Genomic DNA, 21,752 nt, shown 5'->3' on the forward strand with positions numbered 1-21,752 from the left:
GAAATATGAGTAAAAAAATCTTAACTATTGAAAATATATTTATCAAAAAGGCACAAAACTCCGAACATAATAAGTGACCTTTTGCTAATATTTCAATTCCTTGATTGGAATTAAAATATAACACTTTAAATGCATTTTATATTTCAAACAATAATACGAACTTATCTTTTGAACATATTGTTTCTGAAATTTCGAGAAATCATAATGCTCAAATTACATATTTTGATCCTAACACCAAGAAATATTGAGATTTTGATAAATATTTAAAATTTAGCAAGAAAAATAAAGAAATCTTAAAGAAGGTTTCTTATTTTGATATTAATGAGATAACAAATCAAGAAGATGAAAATATTCCGCTATTTGAACTTTGACAAGATTGTCAAAATTCTGTTACTGATGTCATAAAGTTAACTAATTTAAACAACATTTATTCAAATCTAGACTATACAATGAAAAATGTCATCTTCAATAATATTAAACAACGTTCGACTAGTTTAACTAATGTAAATAATTATTTTGTTAAAACTGTAAATGGAATTGAGCAAACACTAAGATTAAAATTAAATAATCCTTCTGCTGATATTACACAAGAAATTGAAAACTTAATTTATATTTTATCTAACTATAAAATATCAGTTATGAAAGAATGCTTTGAAATATTTAAATCACTAAAAAATGAATATAGAACTTTAGAACATGGATTGCAAACTAGCAATATTAACCAACAAAAAGATTTAATTTATCAAAGTCAAATTAAACTTAAATATATGAAGATGATAAACTCAATGTCATTAGTAAAAGTAGAAAATGACATGAAGATTAAAGATTTAAATATTCAAATAAATTTCTATAAACAATATAAAGCATCTTTAATTAAATTTTCGTGCAAGTACATTTATTATCAAATATCACTCGTAAAGAAACAAATTAAAATACTTAAACAAAAAAGAAATATGGTTGATATCTTATCTGAAGAATATTTTGACCTTGCGAAGGATATTTTAATCAAGAAGCTTGAACTAAGAATTTGATCTAGAAACTTTAACTCTTTAAAATACTTAACTGAAAATGAACTTAATGAATTAAAGCAAACAATTAATTCAGAAATTAAGTTATTTATCTTAAATAATTTCACTCAAGAAAAAAACAGCTATAAAAATGCCACAGTATCTCGTATTAAAGATTTCATTTATGATCAGTTTTACTTTAATATAAAGCCGTTTACATCAATGTCAAAAATAACATATGATTTTATAAATGAAAATATAGCAAAATGTAAACACGAAATATACCAAATTCAAAATAGGAGATTTAATCATTTACCCAACTATAAAAACATAGTTGCAGTGCATAATTTAGAAGAAAAAATCAAATTTGCACAATCCGAATTAGATTGAGCCAAATATTCTGAAGAAAAGCTTTTTAATTCATTATTAAAATCTAAAGAATTTAAATTAAATTTAGTTAAAGTTAATATAAAAAGAACACAAAAAATAGCTTTATCAATGATTGATTCAATTTATAAATTATTACTAGGACACGAAGGAGTCGAACAATTATTAACGGAGCTTGAAGATATTAAGTTATTTATCATAAATAATTGAATATTTAAATTGCTAATAGATTTAATCAATTATGCTTCTTCAAAACAAAAAGCAAGCAATAAATTCTTAAAAAGCATGGCTGCTATGGTTCGTTTCATAGAAGCATATGAAAATGCTTCAGTTTCGGCATTCAACTTTATTAAGCCTTTTAAAGAATTAGGAATTATTGATAAGGCTAAGATAAAGTTAACAAAATTTAACTTATCCAAAAGTCAAATTTTGTTTATTAAAGATAATATGAGTAATATTTCAAATGAAGCTCGTGCAGAGTTTTTAAGAGTATTATTTAATATTGTGAAAACGAATAATATAACTACTATTTTTGTTACTGATAATTTGGACTTTATTAAAAATAAATGTCAATGAGTTTATTTCTTTAATGAAAGTGCCTTATTAGAAGGCGGAAAAGTCAAAGATGTTTTTCATAAACCAATACACCCTGTGGTTAAAGAAATTATCGGAATGAATTCATTATATGATATTGATAAGTTTCAAGACTCTTTATATATTAAAGAAAATATTTATTTCACAGATTCAGAACCGGCACATTTTGTTTATTGTACTTTACATCAATTCCAAGAGTGAACAAATATAACCATTGCAGATAAAAATCAAATAAATAAAGTAATTTTTAGTGATGAAAAAATGTCTAACACAATGATTGCCCATCAATATCAATCACGTTTTTTAGGAGCGGAATTCGTTTTATCAGACGTAAATAAAAAAATTACACCAGAACCATATGATGCTAATGATAATGAGCTGACAAATGAACTAAGAATGTTAGCTTCTGAATCAACTATAAATTAAAAAGCTGTCAATCCACCTAATCGTGAGCTAACAGCTTTTTTTGTGTTCCTTGTATAATAAAATTGCAAATCTAAAGGAAGGAACTAACTTAATTATAATGTTAATAGATTTGAAGTATAACAAAAAAGAGTATTTTGCATAAAAATTGAGGAAAAAGTATATCAAACGGTTATATCAAAAACTCAAAGAGAAGCATATTATCATTTTGCAATAATGGATTCACTAAATGATAACGAAATAAACAAAATCCATAAGGACATAAACAAACTCAGAGAGCAAAATATAACTCATTTCAACATCGAAAAGCTAGCTATTATGTTTAAAAATTTCGCAACACATGAAACACTGAATGATATTTCAAAAACAATGAACGTATCAGCTAAAGTTCTCAAGCAAAATTTAAAACTAGCTATGTGAGATTACACAGCAGAAGACTCATACAAATTTTGCAGTAATTGTAAAAATAGACTAACAACAATTTTTAAAGTTTCACATCGTGAATGAGTTCAGCTCAAAATGCAAAATGTTCAAAATCCAGTTCAACAAATTCATGAAAACACAATTTCAAAATGAGATGATATTGTTCGCTTCTGAAGGTTTTGAAGTAAACAACACAGAATCGTTAAGAGAAAATTATCTAAAGGTATTTTACTTTCAGATAATGAAAAGAAATTTGAACCACTAATATCAGTAACGACATTCTTGGATTACTATAAAGAACAATTGAAGGATAAAAATGCTTTTATACCTACGCCACAAGCTTTTTTATTACTTTATGAATTAAAAAATATGTTAAAGATGTTGATTTCTCTATTTTTATTTTGAAATCAAAAGAGGTATTTCAAAAATCTAATTGAGATAAACTACGTGGCAAGAAGAAAACCTAAAGGAGTGCAATCTAAGAAAATTAACTTTGGTATTTCTATTCATCTCGCACCATTAACAATTAGAAACAGAGAAGAATTTGGACATTATGAAATGGACACAGTAATTCTTAATTTAAGAGCTAAATATTGCATTCTTACCTTGCTAGAAAGAAAGACAAGAATGTTATTTGGGATATTAACTCGGCGAGATGCAGATTCAATAAAAGAATCACTTCTTAAATTGATTAATCATCACAATTTAACCATTTTATCTCTAACCATAGACAATGGTTCGGAAAATGTGAAGTTAAATGAAATAAGAGAAATTCCTGTTATTTACAAGTGCGATACATATTCATCATGACAAAAGGAAGCATAGAAAATGCTCATAAAAAATCAGAAACTTTCTACCAAAAGGCAAGTTTCCGAGATATGTTAATTTTGAATATATTTCACAAATGTTCAACGCAATAAATAATCAATATCGTGATTTTATTGATGATAAAACAGGCAGAATAATCAGGTTAAAAACTTCTAAATATTTCAACAGTTTCGTCTAAATAACAAAGAATTTTAAGCTCAGGCTTTATTTTTCTTCACGCTTTTGGAACATTTTTGTAAAATTTATACAGCAATATTGAGGAACTACTCAATTTACCACTTAGGTGGACTTTCAACTTTTTAATTAATACTTCTGAATCAACTAATAAATCTGTAGAAATAACAGAAATTGAAGAAGATAAAAATTTATAATAAGATATAATTTTAAGCAAGGACAAGGGGTACTTGCTTTTTTATCAAGGCAGGTTGAGAAATACTCTCATTAGCTGATCTAGTTAATACTAGCGTAGCGAGTCTTCTCTTTTTACTATTCTTCCCTGTCCAGGAAGGATTTTTTTATGAAAAAAATTAAAAATGGAATAATAATGGGGACAGCTTTATTTGCTCTAGCATCTCCATTATTATCAGTTGCCTGCAAAGGACCTGAACAAAATACGAGTGGAACTAATGAGACTATTCCGCCAAATCAACAACAAAATAAAGTAATTAAAATTCAAATGCTTACACCATGAAGTGTTGGTAATGATGAAACAAAAATAACTAAATTAAAAACTGATATTCAAACCAGCATGAATAATTACTTACAATCTAAAAATGCTAATATATCTGTTGATATTAAAATGGTAAGCTCTGACGATTACCAAATAATTAGCGAAAATATTGCAAAAGGTGAAAGTGATTTAGGATTTGTTTCTTCAGGTAGCCTAGTTTCAGTTAATACACCCGATAATGAATTTAATGCTAATATTATTCAAACATTAACTTCTAGATTTTTAGGTGATGTAAAAGATGCAAACTATGGAACTGATGGAATGCAATTGCAACAAATTGCTCAAGCTGAACAAGAAGCGTTTAATAAAATTCCATGAAGTGCTCAATGAAATGATGCAGAAAACGGAAATGGATGAAACGGTTCTTCATATACTAAATTTTATGCAGATTATAATTCAACAGATAGCAAGAATTTAGTTGGATATCAACGTGGATTAGTTGCAATAGTAGCAAATGATGAAGTTACACAAAAAATTATTCAAGCATGAAATAATAAGAATTTAGCAGAATTTGTATCTTATGGCTTAGGAATAGGAAAACCTAGTTCAGGAAGTAAATATTTCTTACCAGAAGCTTTAATGAAAAAGCAATTTAATACAGCACAAAATGTACAGCTTAAATCATTTGCTGATTTAAGCGAAAAATATTCAGGAAAATTAGTACAAGCTAAATTTACTGAAGCTAGTGACGAAAAAAATAAAAATATACATATTTTCTTTGATAATGAGGCATCATACTCATATACAAAGTATAAAGATTCAAAAGCATATGCATATGCTATAAATCCAACAATTAGGCCAGAAGAAAAGATTACATTTTTAACTGTTACAGATCCATTACCTTTCAATATAGGGATTTTATCTAAAAATGTAAATTCAGAACAAATTAGCTTAATAATACAAGCTTTAGATAACTTAAATACAGAATCTATTTATGGTAGAAATGTCGGATTCTTTGGTTATGAAAATTCTACATTTGCCGACTTTAAAACAAAATTAAAACAAACATTAGGAGAATAATGCTTCAATTTAAAAATGTATCGCTTAGCTACGAGAAAAAAGAATTTTTAAAAAATATTAATTTAACCTTTTTAAAAGGCGAAATTGTGGGTCTAATCGGAAAAAGTGGCGAGGGAAAATCAACAATTTTGAAATCAATCTTTAATCTAGATATTCTGTATGCCGGAGCGATATATTTTAATGAGCAAAATATATCTAAATTAAATAAAAAACAACTGAAGAATTATAAAAATTTAATTTCGTATATTGATGCAGACACATTAACATTACTTAATTACGATGGTTATAAAAATATATTATTTAACTACAATGGTTACACTAATCTAATTACAAGACTATTTAAAATACTAAGCAAAAATCAAATAGATCGATTATGAAGCTTATTTGACTATTTTGGTGTAACTGATTTAGCATTAACCCCTTTAAATATGTTATCTAGTGGTCAAAAGCAAAGATTTAACTTTATTTCTGGGGTATTTAATAAATCTGAAATATTACTTTGTGATGAAGTAACAAGTAATTTAGATGTTACATCTTCACATAAAGTATTTGATTATTTAACATCATTAAAAAATAAAAAAATAATAATAGCAGCTATACATGACATTGAATTGGCTATGCAATATTGCGATAAATTAGTAGCAATTAAAGACGGAAAAGTAATGCAAGTATTTAGTAAGGAAAAATTCTCAAAAGAAGAATTACTAGTATATTTTGATGAATAAGCAATTATTTCTTAAAAAGATAACTACTAAAAAATATTTAAAACGACTTACCATACTAGCTATTATAATTTTTGCAATATACTGTTTATATAATTTAGGTTTCTTTTATACTGTACAAAACCCTAGATGAGATAAAGGATGAGAAAACATTAAGTCAATTTTTAGTTTCTCATCTCATCAAAAGGACTTGTCTTATAATATTTGATATTTGAACTTTAAATATTTCTTAATTACTCTGCAAAGTGTTACATTAGGAACATTCTTCGGATTCTTTCTAGCAATAATAACCGGATATTTTTCAGCCACCAATATCCATAAACACAAAATTTTCAGCATTATTTTAAAAGTAATTTTAATGCTTTTAAGAGCTTTTCCGGTTATAGTATTTATCTTGCTTTTCAAAAATGCTTTTAGTGCGCAACTAGCATCTTTTACTCTATATTTCTGATTTACATGATTATGAATGAATCGTTATATTTCTGATTTAATTGAATCTAGTGATACAAAAGTATACTACAGAGATATTTATCTAGGAAAAAATAAAATTGCTTCATTTTATAAAAATATTTATCTACAAGTTAGAATAAAATTTTTCCTTAATTTCTTTATAGCATATGAATCAAATATTAGATGAGTGGCTATTTTAGGATTAGTTGGGATAAATGGATTAGGTATATTTTTCTCTAATCCAAGAATATATAAAGATAGTTTTGGTATAACATTATTATTCATTGCTCTTTTTATTCTTCTTATTGAAATAATTTTATTTAGCTTAAATAAAGTGCTATTAGTTCAAAAAGAAATAAAACCAGCAAATAAAAAGGATATTTATTCATTCAAATATAATTGAAAAAAATATGTCTTGATACTAATGTTAATGTGTTATTTTGCTATCTTAATTTGGGGTTTTATTTCATTAAGTAATTCAGAAATTTATTGAACAACTTTAAACAAATACTTTAGTAGTATATTTAAATTTGATTTCAGTGATTTTAATATTTCATTATTAGCACAATATTGAATTATTATTCAACAAGCATTCTTATCTATAGTAATAGGTTACATATTTGCAGTTTTTTATAGCTATGTATTAAGTGAAAAAATCAATAAAACCTATAATGTATTAGCTTTTAAAAGCTTGCTAACTTTAATTAAAGTTATCCCAACATTCTTTTGATTTTTAATTTTTAATCCTATTATGGATCAAACAACTGCAATTACAATAGCTTTAATAGTTTCGGCTTTTAGGAAGTTAACTAAGCAGGTAACAGAATCTATTAATACTATACCTTTGCACATAATAATAATGTATAAAAGCAAAGGCTGAAATAAATTAAAAATATATCGTTGATATATATTACCTTATGTAAATAAACAATTAATATCTGTATTTATTTTTCAATCAGAAGATTCGATTAGAAGTGCAATCAATTATGGTGCATTTGCAAATATTGGTATTTATAACACGGTGCTAAAATATCAAGAAAATGGTGATTACAATAAGATTTTTCCAATTATATTACCAGCTTATATTTTGTTTATTTTAATCGAAATTACTTTCTGACTATCAAAAGAAAAAAATATTTTTAAATTTGAAAGACAACCTAAAATATACCAATTAGCAAAGATTTCTCATAAGTATAGTAAGTTTTATAAAAAACTAAAAACAAGTAATAAAAGAATTAAATAGACTAGAATTTCATAAAAAATCTAGCCTATTTTTTTCGCTTTTTTAAACAAAAAAATATGGTAAAAAATAGCCATTTTCAATGAGATAGAAAAATACCTTATGTGGTAAAATTTATATACCTTACGTATATATACATTTTTATAAATGTATATTTTATATTTATAGGCTATATTTTCAGAAAGGATGAGAATAAATTTTATGGAGCAAAAAAATTATAAAATTCGTAAATTTGGTCCTATCACAGAGAGAAGAGATTATTCAGTTACTAAACAATCTCTACCACTCTTTGATATTCTTGAAACTAGCAAGGAAAGTTTTGAACTTTTCATTAGTAAAAAAATTCAAGAATGTCTTTTAGAAGTTTATCCTATTGAAGCTGCGAACAAAGAAGTTCGTCTTGACTATGTTAAGGGTTCAATAAGACTTGAACTTCCTTTTAAGAAGATAACAAGCGAAAGCGAAGAAATAAAAAAATGTAAAGCTAAAGGAATTAACTTCAGTGTTAAAGTTTATGTTAGCTTAAAAAGAGAAATTACAAATACCGGAGAGGTTAAAATTGATGAAGTTCTTTTAGGTGAAATTCCTTACATGACTTCAGGTGGAAGTTTTATTATCAATGGTTCAGAAAAAGTTATCGTTTCTCAGTTAATTAGATCACCTGGTGCATACTTTGGACTTGGTGTTCGTAATAAGCAATCAGATGACTTATTCAACAAACTTGAAATACTACCAAGAATTGGGTCATGACTTGAAGTATCTCACAAAGTTACATCATCAACTTTAGACACTGTAAAAATTAAAATCGATAAAAACAAGAATGTTAACTTAGCAACATTCCTAGGTTCATTTGGATTTACACCAAAAACTATTAAAGAGTTATTTGGAAGCAGTGAATTATTACTTGAAACACTTAAAAAAGATAAGTTAATCGAAAATTCTGAATTAAGCGATATGGAAATTCTTGATTTATGTCAAGAAGAATTATTCCGTGGATTAAGAAAAGGTGATCGTATTTCCGAGGAAGCTAAACGTTCATTAATTCCGGGAATGTTATTTGATAAAAAACGTTACAGTTTATCAACAACTGGTCGTTATATGTTAAACAAGAAACTTTCTCTTGTTGACCGTATTACAAATACATATCTAGCAGATGACTTTTTAGTGAAATCACATGAAGTAGGGGAAAAAATTGTTTTATTCCCTAAAGGAACATTCATTGACATTAAGAAGGCTAAAGAAATTCAAAATGCATTTAATGAAGGATTAGTAAGAAGTGAAAAAATTCCTGGTATTGATCCAGAAATCGTATATCACAAATTATTAAACCACAATAAGAATCTTGCTAAAAGAATCAATATCATTAAATTAAAAGTTTACCCAACAAGAAAATGAATGGAAGAAAGAAATGATGAGCCTGTACTTGTTATAGGAAATGATCCTAAATCTACAGAAACACATTTGTTAATTTCTGATATTGTAGCAGCAATTAATTACTACTTTAACTTAATTGAAGGAATTGGCCAAGATGATGATCCCGATTCATTAACAAATAAACGTATTGTTTCAGTTGGTGAATTACTTGAAGGACAATTATCAGTTGCTTTAACAAAATTAGAAAAAACAACACGTGAACGTATGGGAGCTAAAGAAGCAGATAAAGTTACAGCTAAAAATGTTACAAACAATAAACTTGTAACTAATCAAATGAAACAATTCTTTAACTCATCTAAACTTTCACAATTTATGGATCAAATCAATCCACTTGCTGAAGTTTCTAACAAACGTCGTGTTACATCTTTAGGGCCTGGTGGTCTTAACCGTGATACAGCCCAATTTGAAGTTCGTGACGTTCATGCAACTCACTATGGAAGAATTTGTCCTATTGAAACACCTGAAGGGCCTAACATCGGTCTTATTCTTAACTATGCAACATATGCAAAAGTTGACGATTTAGGTTTCTTAAAAACCCCATACTTTAAAGTTAATAACGGTGTTGTAGATTACTCAACAACTCATTATCTAACAGCTGCAGAAGAAATTGGGTTCTCATTTGCACAATCTTCTGTTAAAGTTGATGATACAAATAAAATTATTGATCCATATTTAACAATTAGACGTGATTACAACTATATCATTGGTACACCTGATGAAATAGATTACATTGAGGTTTCATCTAAACAAATAGTTTCAGTAGCTGCAGCTGCTATTCCATTCTTGGAAAACGACGATGCTAACCGTGCACTTATGGGTTCTAACATGCAACGTCAAGCAGTTCCGCTACTTCAAGCTGAAGCACCATTTGTTGCTACAGGTATAGAAGCTGATATCGCTAGATATTCATCATATAACTTAGTTGCTAAAAATGCTGGAGTTGTTACTTTCGTTGATGGATCAAAAATTATGATCAAAAACGAAAAAGGCAATACAGATAGATATTCATTAAGAAACTTCGAAAGAAGTAACCAAGGTACTTTAATTCAACAAAGACCAATTGTTTTTGTTGGACAAGAAGTTAAAAAAGGTGATTTATTAGTTGATGGTTCATCATTTAAAAATGGAGAAATGGCTCTTGGAAAAAACGTTCTTGTAGGATTTACAACTTGAAATGGATATAACTTTGAGGATGCTGTTATTATTAATGAAAGATTAGTTAAAGACGATGTTTATACTTCGATTCATATTGAAGAACAAACTATTCAATTTAGAACTTCACGTGCTGGAGATGATATTTTAACTAACGAAATTCAAAATGTTTCTAAATTCGCCTTAAGAAACCTTGATGATAGAGGTATTGTTAAAGTTGGCTCTGAAGTTCTTCCTGGTGATGTACTTGTTGGTAGATTATCACCAAAAGGAGAGGATAATCCATCTCAAGAAGAAAAACTTCTTATGGCTATACTTCAACAACGTCCACAAACAACAAAAGATACTTCATTAAAAGTTAAAAATGGACATGCTGGAACAGTTATACATGTTGAAGTTCTATCAAGAGAACAAGGTGATGCACTTGAAGAAGGTGTAGATAAAATTGTTAAAGTGTCTATTGCTCAAAAACGTAAAATCAAAGTTGGTGATAAGATGGCTGGACGTCACGGTAATAAAGGGGTTATTTCTATCGTATTACCTGAAGAAGATATGCCATATTTAGAAGATGGTACACCATTGGACATTATGCTTAACCCACAAGGGGTTCCTTCACGTATGAACATAGGTCAAGTTCTTGAGCTTCACTTAGGTATGGCTGCAAGAAAATTAGGTGTTAAATTTGTTACTCCTTCATTCGATGGGGTTAAGAAAACTGATATTGAAAATGCTTTAGTAGAAGCTGGATTAGATAAAAGTGGAAAACAAACACTTATTGACCCAATTACTGGTAGAAAATTTGATAAACCAATTTCAATTGGTGTTATGTACATGCTTAAACTAAACCACATGGTTGATGATAAGATGCATGCTCGTAGCGTTGGACCATATTCACTTATTACACAACAACCACTTGGTGGTAAATCTCAAAACGGGGGACAAAGATTTGGAGAAATGGAGACATGAGCTATCGAATCTTATGGTGCTACAAATGTGTTGCAAGAAATCCTTACATTCAAATCAGATGACATTATTGGACGTAATGCATTATATTCTGCATTAGTTTCTGGAAAAGAATTACCAATGCCTGGTGTTCCTGAATCATTTAATGTTTTAAGTTATGAACTTAAAGGATTAGGAATGAAATTAGATCCTTCAACAAGATCTCTTGATGAAGAAGAAAATATTGATCATGCTCAATATCAATATGTTGAAACCAACGAAATAGGAGGAGAGGATTATGAATAATTTTGATAAAGAACAAGACGAATTAGTTGAACAAATTAATAAAATAACTCTCTCACTTGCAACCGACAAAGACATTTTAGAATGATCACATGGTGAAGTTACAAGACCTGAAACAATTAACTATAAATCATATAGACCAGAAAAAGATGGTTTATTTGATGAATTAATTTTTGGGCCAGTTACTGACTACAAATGTCCTATTTGTAATACAAAATACAAGAAAAGTGATGAAAACTCTGTATGTACCAAAACCCCTGCTTGTGAAAAATATAGACCTGTTATTTTACCTAAAATTACACGTAGAAGCAGAATGGGACACATCAAGTTACACAACCCAGTGGTTCACTTCTGATTCTTCAAAATTGATCACTCAATTATTTCAAAACTTCTTGGGCTTAGAGTTGCTGATTCGACAAAACAAGTTACAAAAGCTGATTTAGAAAAATTAATTTACTATAAATCACATATCGTACTTGAATCAGGTAACTTAACAAGCTTAAAGAAAAATACGATTATTGATATTAATGAAGCTGCTGTTATTTATGAAGCCGCATTAGAAGAAATGTTAGGTCACTATGAACCTGATACATATGAATACGAAGATATCGAAACAGCTTTAATCGAATTAAGAGAATATGCTGAATCAAAAATTGGAAAAGATTTTGGTATTGACTTCTATCAATATAATGAAATTATTCATGAATATTCAGATGCAAAAATTGACACCGGTTCTCGTGCGATAGAATATTTATTAACCCATATCGATTTAGAAAAAGAAGCTCAATCTGTTCAAGAAGAAATTGACAAAATTAATGCTGAAATGGATGTTGAAGCAGGTCTGTCATCTACAAAAGATCAAGATAGATCCAAATTATATAAACGTCTAACAGTTATTAACTCATTTATTAAATCAGGACAAGATCCAAAAAGCATGTTAATTTATAACTTACCTGTTATCCCTGCTGATCTTCGTCCATTAGTTCAATTAGATGGTGGACGTCACTCAACTAGTGATGTTAACGAACTTTACCGTCGTATTATTATTAGAAACAACCGTTTAGCTAAATGAAACGAAGCAGATGCTCCGATGCTTATTAAACAAAATGAGTATCGTATGATTCAAGAAGCAGTTGATGCTTTAATTGATAATGCAAGAAAAAAACCTACACCAGTTGTATCAAAAGATTCTCATCCTTTAAAATCTATTTCAGATGCGTTAACTGGTAAAAAAGGGCGTTTCAGACAAAACCTTCTTGGAAAACGTGTCGACTACTCAGGGCGTAGTGTTATCGTTGTTGGTCCATCATTAAGAATGCATGAAGTTGGTATTCCTCGTGATATGGCTGCTAAATTATTCGAGCCTTGAATTATTAAAGAAATAATTAAAGGTGAGCCATCAATTACAAGTGTTAAATCAGCTAAGAAAAAAATCGATTCACTTGACCCAATTATTTGACCATATGTTGAAAAAGCAATTGAAGGTAGACCTGTATTATTAAACCGTGCTCCTACATTACACCGTTTATCAATCCAAGCATTCCAGCCTGTTTTAATTCGTGGTAAAGCTATTAAATTACACCCACTTGTAACAACAGCATTCAATGCTGACTTCGATGGGGACCAAATGGCTGTTCACGTTCCAATTTCTGATCAAGCCGTTAGAGAAGCCAAAGAACTTATGCTAGCTTCTAAAAACATTCTTGGTCCAAAAGATGGTGAACCTATTATTAACCCATCTCAAGATATGATTCTTGGACTATACTACTTAACAATTGAAAAAGCTGGACAAAAAGGTGAAGGAAACTTCTATGGATCATTTGATGAAATGATGCTAGCTTATGAAAATGGATATATCACACTTCACACAAGAGTTGTTCTTCCTGTTTCAGCTTTAAATAAGGAATCTGTATCTAAGTTTACAAATGCTCCTTATTTAGTATCGACAGTTGGAAAATTCATCCTTAATAAAGCATTCCCATCTGATTTTGACTTCATATTTGGTAAATATGTAACAAGAAAAGAAGTTATGCAAGCAGATGGAACTGCTAAAGTTTCTGAAAGTGAGAAAATTGATTATTCAGAAAAAGACTTATACAAATATGTATTGCAATATGGAGATAACTTTGTTGAAAAAGTTGCTCAAATGCCTGTGAATTTAGCTTTAGCTAAAAAAGATATTGCTAAAATTGTACGTAAAGTATATGAAAAATATGTAGCAGTAGTTACATTGGAAGATATAGCTAATATTATTAACGATACTACACAAGATAATTTTGAAGATAGATTCTCTTCATGTGCTGAATTAGTTGATTTCGCTAATAATCCGATTCCTACTTCACATGCTAGAATAATTTCTAACTCAATCAAAGAACATTTTGAAGCTATTAACTTTGAATGAACTAAGAAAAATATGCATGCAGATTATATGTCTCATCCAGTTTGAACATTAAAAGAATATACAAAGGTTCTTGAAAATGTTTGATTCGACTATACTAACTATGTTGCTTCTATTTTAGATAGAGTTAAGAATTTAGGATTTAAATTTTCAACAATATCAGGAACAACAATATCAATGAACGATATTACAACATTAAATACAACTGCTGAAAAGATTAAAAAAGGTGAGGAATATACAGATCAACTTAAGAAGTTCTTCGAAGAAGGATATTTAACTGATGATGAACGTTATACATTAACAATTCAAAAATGATCAGAAGTTAAAGACTCAATCGAAAAAGATCTTAAAGAAGTTACAAAGTCTGATATTGATAACCCATTATTTATGATGTTTACCTCAGGAGCTCGTGGTAACTCATCAAACTTTACACAGTTAGCTGGTATGCGTGGACTTATGAACAACAACACCAAAGTTCTTAAAGCTGATGCTGAAAACGACCGTGTTGTTCGTTCAACTGTTGAAATTCCTGTTAAATCATCATTCCTCTCAGGTCTTACAGCTTATGAATTCTATTCATCAACCCACGGGGCCAGAAAAGGACTTACAGATACTGCTCTTAACACCGCTAAATCTGGATACCTAACACGTAGACTTGTTGATGTTGCTCAAGGAATCGTAGTTCGTCAAGATGATTGTGGTTCTGACTTTGGCTTTATTGTAAAAGATATTAAAGATACAAAAACAGATACAGTTATTGAATCATTACAAGAAAGAATTGAAGGAAGATTTACTAACAAAGCAATTCTTGATGAAAATGGAAATGAATTAGTTCCGGCTAATACTTTAATCACACCTGAATTAGCAGATAAAATTGTTAATGAATATGGACAAAAACAAGTTGAAATTCGTTCAGTATTATCATGTCATACTAAAAATGGTGTATGTAAACACTGTTACGGTAAAGATTTAGCTACAAATAGAATTGTAAACATTGGTGAAGCTGTCGGAGTAGTTGCTGCACAATCAATTGGGGAACCCGGAACTCAGCTTACAATGCGTACATTCCACACCGGAGGGGTTGCTGGGGTTGAAGATATTACAGGTGGATTTGGTCGTTTAATCGAGCTTATCGATGCTTATGACTTCCCATGAGGTAAACCTGCTGTTATTTCAACTGTATATGGTACTGTTGTAAATATTGCACCAGCTAAAGATAAAAATGGAAACGATAGCACAGACATTTTACTTGTTGATGTAGAAACTAAAAAAGCTGATGGAACAAATGAAACTGTTACATATAGTGGAAAAGTATCTCAAAAACTTCGTGTTAAATTAGGTGATAAAGTAGTAAGTGGTCAAAAGATCTTTGAAGGTCCAATTATCCTTAACCAACTTTTAGAAGCAGCCGACACACGTGCGGTACAAAATTACTTACTAAAAGAAGTTCAAAGACTATACCGTTTACAAGGTATTACAATTTCAGATAAATATATCGAAATAATCATTAGACAAATGCTTTCAAAAATTATGATTACTGATCCGGGAGATTCTAAATTCTTTACTGGAAGTCTTGTTGATACATTTGTTTATCAAAAAGAAAACGGAAAATTACTTGCTCAAGGTAAACGTCCTGCTTTCGGAGAAGTTAAGATTCGTGGAGCAAAACAAACGCCTTTATTAAGTGATTCTTTCTTAGCTGCCGCCTCATACCAAGAAACAGCTAAAATTCTTGTTAACTCATCTATTGCTAAAAGAGTTGATTATCTAGAAGGGCTTAAAGAAAATATTATTTTAGGTCACAAGATTCCTGCTGGAACAAACTCAAATTATGAATTAAAAGGAAAATACGATATTCGTGATCCTAAATCATACTTTACAGATAAAATTGATCCAGATACACAAACTCTTGAATTAAGTGAAGAACAACAAGATGAAATCAATGCAACATTTGACGATATCGAAATTCCTACTTCATTTGATGATGATTCATTAGACATGAATCCAGCAGATGAAATGGATATGAATGATGATGAAGAAAATCATGAAGTATTTGATATCGATGATGATGTATTAGAAATGTCTCATGATTTCGATGAATCTGAAGATGAATAATAAAAGTTGAAACAAAGTCAATAATTAGGCTTTGTTTTTTATTTTTTGCCTTATCCTAAGTTTCCAAGTTATAACGGAATAAAAAACGAACATTTCTACCTATGTTTCCAAGTTAGGACCTATTTTTTCAATCAGTTAATGTCTTCTTATACATAGTATAAGGAGATAATTTTTTTATCTTTTTTATTACATAATTACACAGAAAAATGGTAAAATATTAGTGATATGAAGAAGTGATTAGTAACAAAAACAAAGAAAAAGATGATTACTATGTTGGATTAGCGATATCAGCCGGTTATGGTAAAGGATACGATAAAAGCATAAGTATTGGTTCATTATCAAAATTATCTACAAAACACAATAATCCTATTTCTATACTTAAGAAAATTGCTGAAAGTTTACCACTAGATGCTGATAAAAACTATGTGAAGAATAAAGTTGCTGAATATTTTGAAACATCTAAAATAGAAATCGGAACATATAATGTAGGGATTGAATTACTTTATAAAGTAATTGATGAAATCAACTTATTTAAGGATATCAATACGGTAAAAAAAGAATGTGAACAAATATTTAAGTTTTTAATAGCAAAAAGAATATTAGAACCCGAGAGTTTAATTCGTAGTTTCAATCTGAAAGATAAATATGTAAATGAAATAAACATTCAAAAATCAACAGTTTACAACTTTTTGGACTTTGTTGCAGATAACAAACAAAAACTAGTAGCGAACATAAATGAAAAAATGAATGTATCAACTAAGAGAGAAGCAAATTTGATATTTTTGGATGCTACAACTCTATATTTTGAAACATTTGTTAATGCTAACGAGAATTTAAAAGAAAAGTTTTCATTAAAAAGAGCTGGATATTCTAAAGATGGTAAATTTAAAGAAGATCAAGTAGTTTTAGGTATGGTAACAGACACAAACGGAATACCATTAAATTTTGTTTTATTACCAGGTAATATAGCTAAATTAAAAAACTTTTATCCCTACAATTCATGAATTAAGTGAAATATACAATTTACAAAATGTAACTGTTGTTGCAGACAAAGGAATGAATTCGCACAAAATAAGGATTATGTAAAGTATCAAAATATGCATTATATTTTTCCTATTAGATTGAAAGGCGAATCACACAAATTCAAGCAATATGTAGTTAGTGAAACTGATTACCAAAAAGTTGATGGTTTATTATATAAAGAAATTCAACAAGTAGATGATAGAGCAGAAAATAGAATAAAATACAGAAGAATTATTATATATGACACTTGAAAAGCTAAAAGAGACAAGATATTAAGAAAAGAAGTGCTCGATAGATTTGACAAAATCAAAGGAAAAGACGGTACAGCAACAGCAAAAAGTATGATTTCCTATAAGAAATATAAATTCTTCAAAGAAATTCAAGAATCAAAGATTGCAATAGATGTAGAAATGCTAAAAGAAGATGCTAAACTTGATGGTTATGTCGCATTCGAAACAACTAGATATAACCTAACGGCAAGAGAAATAGTTGATATATACAAAAAACAATGAACAATTGAGAGAAATTTCAGAGATCTTAAATCAACATTAGATGCTAGACCAATGTATGTAAGAACAGATAATCACATTTTTGGACATATAACCATTTGTTTTTTAGGATTAGTTGTATTAAATTATTTAACTTGATATATAAATCATAAGCAAAAAGATAAATGAGGTGTTTTAGATAGAGTTACTCCATCTCAAATAATAGAATCAATAAAAGTAGCTAACATAAACTTCACTAAAGTTGATGGCAAAATTACTTATTCATCTTCATGAGATAATGAGATATTTAGAAATGAAATTGAGTTATACAGAGAAATAAAAATGCTTGTATCTGATGGTTTTTCTGTGTAATTTTCACTATGTCAAAAAATATAGCCCTACACTGTAGAGCTATTTATTTTTTCACTTTGTTAACTTGGAAACATAGGATGAATCTGAAGATGAATAATAAAAGTTGAAACAAAGTCAATAATTAGGCTTTGTTTTTTATTTTTTGCCTTATCCTAAGTTTCCAAGTTATAACGGAATAAAAAACGAACATTTCTACCGTATAGACTTGTTCGTTTTTCATGCTCTAAATTACTTGTACAAATTTATTAAATATCGTTTTTATTAGTTCAAAATCTTGTATTAATGAATTATTTTCACTATTTTTTATGTAAATTTCGTCTACAACATTACCATCTACAACTTTTACAAATTTTTGTGCAGATTTTATCGCTTCTATTGTTCTTTTATTTGTAAATTTATCTATAACACCATAATCATTTAATGATTTATTTTTATTGTATACAGCAAATATTTGAAAATAACTAATGAAATAAAACATAACAAGAAATGTCCATTTATATGTGCATCAGTTCATACATACATAGGTCTTAACTTCAAGTGAATTTTTTAAAGTTCTAAAGTTTTCTTCTATTTGTCATTGCTTTGCATAAATTTCCACTATCTCTTGTGCTGATAAATCTCTTCTTGATGTTTCATAAATATAAAATCCATCAAATTGTTTATCTTCATTTAGCTTGATTAAATCTAATTCGTATCGTGCATCACCATTTCTTTTAAAGAATCTATATTTTTTGTTGCCTAATAACTTTGAACCTTCTACATAACCATCTTTATTTTTTAATTTATTGAAATTATTAATCAATATATCTCTATCAGCTTTATCTTTTAAAGCTCGTTTCCTGCTATATGTTATGATTTTTTCTTCTCTGATGACCATTAGGTCTCTTTTGTTATATAAAGATGCTACTGTTTGTTCCTTATATTTAAATTCTTCAGTTCCTATATAATCAGTTTCGTTTAAAACATATTCTTTAAAATCTTTTGGACCTGATTTTAATCTGTATGAAATAACATAATCTATACCTTTTTGTTCTAAAAATCTTAAATTTGCAGTTACAGACATTCCTTTGTCAGCAACTATTGTTACATTTTTTATGTTATAAATTTTGCTCATTTCTATTACAAAAGGAATAAATGTTTTTGAATCTGTTGTATTACCTTTAAATAATTTGTAATGAATCGGAATCCCATTTTCATCTGTTGCTAAACCAATAACAACTTGATTTTCTTTAAATTTACCATCTTTTGAATAACCAGGATATCTCAAACCTGTTCTTCTAAAACTTTCAAAATAAGCTGTTGAAGAATCATAAAAAACTAATTCAATATTTCTAGATGTATTCTTTGTTATTTTTTCGTTTAATTGTTTAAGAATTTTGCTTTCATTGTTGTTCAAAATATCAAGCAATGTGTAATAACTAGATTTTTTATAATCTGGTGTATTTTCGTATTGAAACTTATTTTTATATGTAGAAATTAAGCTATCTGCATTCAAAATTCTTGATGAAACTGTGTACTTTAGTAATCTGTTTAAATCTTTATGTCTTGTTTTTGGTAATGCACTAAATATTTCAAATTTATCAATTAAATCATAAAGAAGATTAATTCCGTAATTAATATTATATGTTTCAGACTTTGAACTATTTAAATCAAACATAATTGCTTGTTTAATTTTGTCTTTTGATTCACTTATTGATAAATTCTTTATTGAATTTTTAATTACATTAATAGGATTCTGAATTTTTAATTCTTGTAATTTTTCCAATCTTCCTAATCCTATTTGATTACTATAACCTTTTCCATATCCATTTGATGTGGCTATCGAAATATATGTATGGTCTTTTCTTTTATGTTTTATGACTATAAATTTTACTTTCCATACTCCTATTTTTATCATATTATACAAGTAATACAAGTAAAAAAATGAATAATTTATGGGATATGAAAAATTCCATATACCAAAGGTATATGAAATCTTATTTAATTTTAAAATCAATATTTTGAGTCCGTAACTTGGAAACTCAGGAGTTGAAACAAAGTCAATAATTAGGCTTTGTTTTTTATTTTTTGCCTTATTTGTAAGAATGTAATATAATACAAACATGAATTTAAGCACAATTTTTGAAATGCAAAAAGAGCTAGATAAACAAATCTCAATCAAGCGCAAAGAAACTCATCCAGAGTTAAATAGTGAAGATATTAAAGTACAAAAAACTCTAGCGTTAATCATTGAAGCAGCTGAATATATAAATGAAGTTCAAAGCTTCAAATATTGAAAAATACATCGTGATATTAAAAAAACAGCAGTAACAGAAGAGTTTGCTGATTTAATCCATTTCCTTGTTAATTTCGCATATAAATATAATATTGATCCTGAAATTACACCTTTAATTGTAAGTAATGATATTAATATTCAATTTCAACAACTATTTATTGATATAGCTGAAATTATGAAAGAAGTAAATAAAGAAAATATTCTTCGTGCCTTTAAAGTTGCTTTGGGGAGTTTTACAATGCTAGGATATGATTATGATGATTTATTTTATGCATATGAAAAGAAAAATCGTAAAAATTATGAAAGAATAGCAAATAATTATTAATACAATAAAAAAGCTATATAATATTATAGCTTATGCCTTAGTGGTGGAATGGTAGACGCTGCGGACTCAAAATCCGCTGGAGCAATCCCGTGCAGGTTCAAGTCCTGTCTAAGGCACCATATGACTCGTAAGAGTCTTTTTTAATGCCTTTGGAAATTCTATCTAAAGAATAATTTATTATTATTGGATATCATAATAATAGTATCAACAATTGATGGATGTATTATTTTATAAATAAATAATTCAATATTTTTTTAAAAATAGTATTATTCTATAGATATAAATAACATTAAACAATAAATATTTTTTAATAATCAAAATAAATTATAGATTTTGAATATAGTTTTCAATAATGTTTATTAAATAGAATATCACTAATGAGATTTATAAAAACTACGAGGAATTCGTAGGATAGGGAGTAAAAAATGAAGAAAATCTTTGCATATTTTTCACTTGTAACATTATTGTTAATAATCCTAAATCTTGTGGTAATCTTACCTTTATACTTAAATGTTTTTGTAAATCAGAAAATATTAACTTATAATGAAATAGATTATAATTTACCACCTTATCTTGAGCGTGGAATTTACCTAAATAAATTTTATTTTTTAAAAGATTACACATTAACTCTCTTAATTCTTGTTATAAATTATATTTTTACTGTTATTTTCTTCTGTAATAACAAAAATAATTTATTAATATCTTTTTACCGTTTTTATATTTAAATAAATTAAATGATTCGAACATATCAAGAAATAAGTTTATTATTGCTTCATCAATATTATTTGCAATAAATGTTCTTGTAATAATTATAACTTTCATATTTGCTATTAATTACTTTACATTAGGATCATTAATATCATTTGTCATTTGAATCGTATTTGTCATTGTATATATTTTGACTTTTTACCTTATGATGTTTTTTCATGTATATAAAAATAAACAAGTAGTTCTAACTCAATAAATTCCGCAAAATAACTATAAATTAAAAAGCTGTCAATCCACCTTATTGTGAGCTAACAGCTTTTTTTGTAGTTCCTTGTATAATAAAATCGCAAATCTAAAGGAAGGAACTAACTTAATTATAATGTTAATAGATTT

General features: G+C 27.9%; 11 protein-coding genes and 1 tRNA gene. 10 read left to right on the top strand and 2 right to left on the bottom strand.

What is annotated here, in order from left to right; all coding sequences use genetic code 4:
• Window positions 1-5 precede the first annotated feature (5 nt).
• The 8 genes from SAM46_RS01075 to SAM46_RS01110 all read left to right on the top strand — a co-directional run bounded on the left by SAM46_RS01075 (window position 6) and on the right by SAM46_RS01110 (window position 18,051).
• Entirely contained in the window at window positions 6-2,414 is a 2,409-nt protein-coding gene (locus SAM46_RS01075; protein ID WP_078747336.1) for an MAG1360 family OppF-related protein, read from the top strand.
• A 213-nt stretch (window positions 2,415-2,627) separates the two neighbouring features.
• Window positions 2,628-3,659, top strand: coding sequence for an IS30 family transposase (locus SAM46_RS01080; protein ID WP_318635610.1), 1,032 nt, complete (start codon window positions 2,628-2,630; stop codon window positions 3,657-3,659).
• A gap of 520 nt (window positions 3,660-4,179) precedes the next feature.
• Window positions 4,180-5,412 carry an ABC transporter thiamine pyrophosphate-binding lipoprotein p37/Cypl gene (gene cypl, locus SAM46_RS01085; protein ID WP_078747280.1) on the top strand — a complete coding sequence of 411 codons (1,233 nt, stop codon included), beginning with the start codon at window positions 4,180-4,182 and terminating at the stop codon, window positions 5,410-5,412.
• Window positions 5,412-6,137, top strand: coding sequence for an ATP-binding cassette domain-containing protein (locus tag SAM46_RS01090; protein WP_078747279.1), 726 nt, complete (start codon window positions 5,412-5,414; stop codon window positions 6,135-6,137). The genes cypl and SAM46_RS01090 overlap by 1 nt, the downstream gene beginning before the upstream one ends.
• A gap of 208 nt (window positions 6,138-6,345) precedes the next feature.
• Entirely contained in the window at window positions 6,346-7,827 is a 1,482-nt protein-coding gene (locus SAM46_RS01095) for a hypothetical protein (protein ID WP_318635611.1), read from the top strand.
• A gap of 198 nt (window positions 7,828-8,025) precedes the next feature.
• Window positions 8,026-11,658, top strand: coding sequence for a DNA-directed RNA polymerase subunit beta (gene rpoB / locus SAM46_RS01100; protein ID WP_078747277.1), 3,633 nt, complete (start codon window positions 8,026-8,028; stop codon window positions 11,656-11,658).
• Window positions 11,651-16,168, top strand: a complete 4,518-nt coding sequence (locus tag SAM46_RS01105; RefSeq protein ID WP_078747276.1) for a DNA-directed RNA polymerase subunit beta' — start codon at window positions 11,651-11,653, stop codon at window positions 16,166-16,168. The genes rpoB and SAM46_RS01105 overlap by 8 nt, the downstream gene beginning before the upstream one ends.
• Window positions 16,169-16,401: 233 nt before the next feature.
• Entirely contained in the window at window positions 16,402-18,051 is a 1,650-nt protein-coding gene (locus tag SAM46_RS01110; protein ID WP_318635612.1) for an IS1634 family transposase, read from the top strand.
• Window positions 18,052-18,274: 223 nt separating this feature from the next.
• Here SAM46_RS01110 and SAM46_RS01115 read toward each other — a convergent pair whose 3' ends face one another.
• Window positions 18,275-19,948, bottom strand: a complete 1,674-nt coding sequence (locus tag SAM46_RS01115; RefSeq protein WP_318635613.1) for an IS1634 family transposase — start codon at window positions 19,946-19,948, stop codon at window positions 18,275-18,277.
• A gap of 205 nt (window positions 19,949-20,153) precedes the next feature.
• On the opposite strand from SAM46_RS01115, the gene SAM46_RS01120 reads away from it, so the two are divergent.
• Both SAM46_RS01120 and SAM46_RS01125 read left to right on the top strand, forming a co-directional pair.
• Window positions 20,154-20,651 carry a dUTP diphosphatase gene (locus tag SAM46_RS01120; protein ID WP_078747394.1) on the top strand — a complete coding sequence of 166 codons (498 nt, stop codon included), beginning with the start codon at window positions 20,154-20,156 and terminating at the stop codon, window positions 20,649-20,651.
• Between the two features lie 34 nt (window positions 20,652-20,685).
• Window positions 20,686-20,770 (top strand) — tRNA-Leu (locus tag SAM46_RS01125).
• Between the two features lie 544 nt (window positions 20,771-21,314).
• On the opposite strand, the gene SAM46_RS01130 is transcribed toward SAM46_RS01125, so the two are convergent.
• On the bottom strand, window positions 21,315-21,473 hold the full coding sequence (locus tag SAM46_RS01130) for a hypothetical protein (RefSeq protein ID WP_159442422.1): 159 nt from the start codon (window positions 21,471-21,473) through the stop codon (window positions 21,315-21,317).
• Window positions 21,474-21,752 lie beyond the last annotated feature (279 nt).

Source organism: Mycoplasmopsis verecunda (genome assembly GCF_033546915.1).
In the GTDB taxonomy this organism is placed as follows: Bacteria; Bacillota_I; Bacilli_A; order Mycoplasmatales; family Metamycoplasmataceae; genus Mycoplasmopsis; species Mycoplasmopsis verecunda.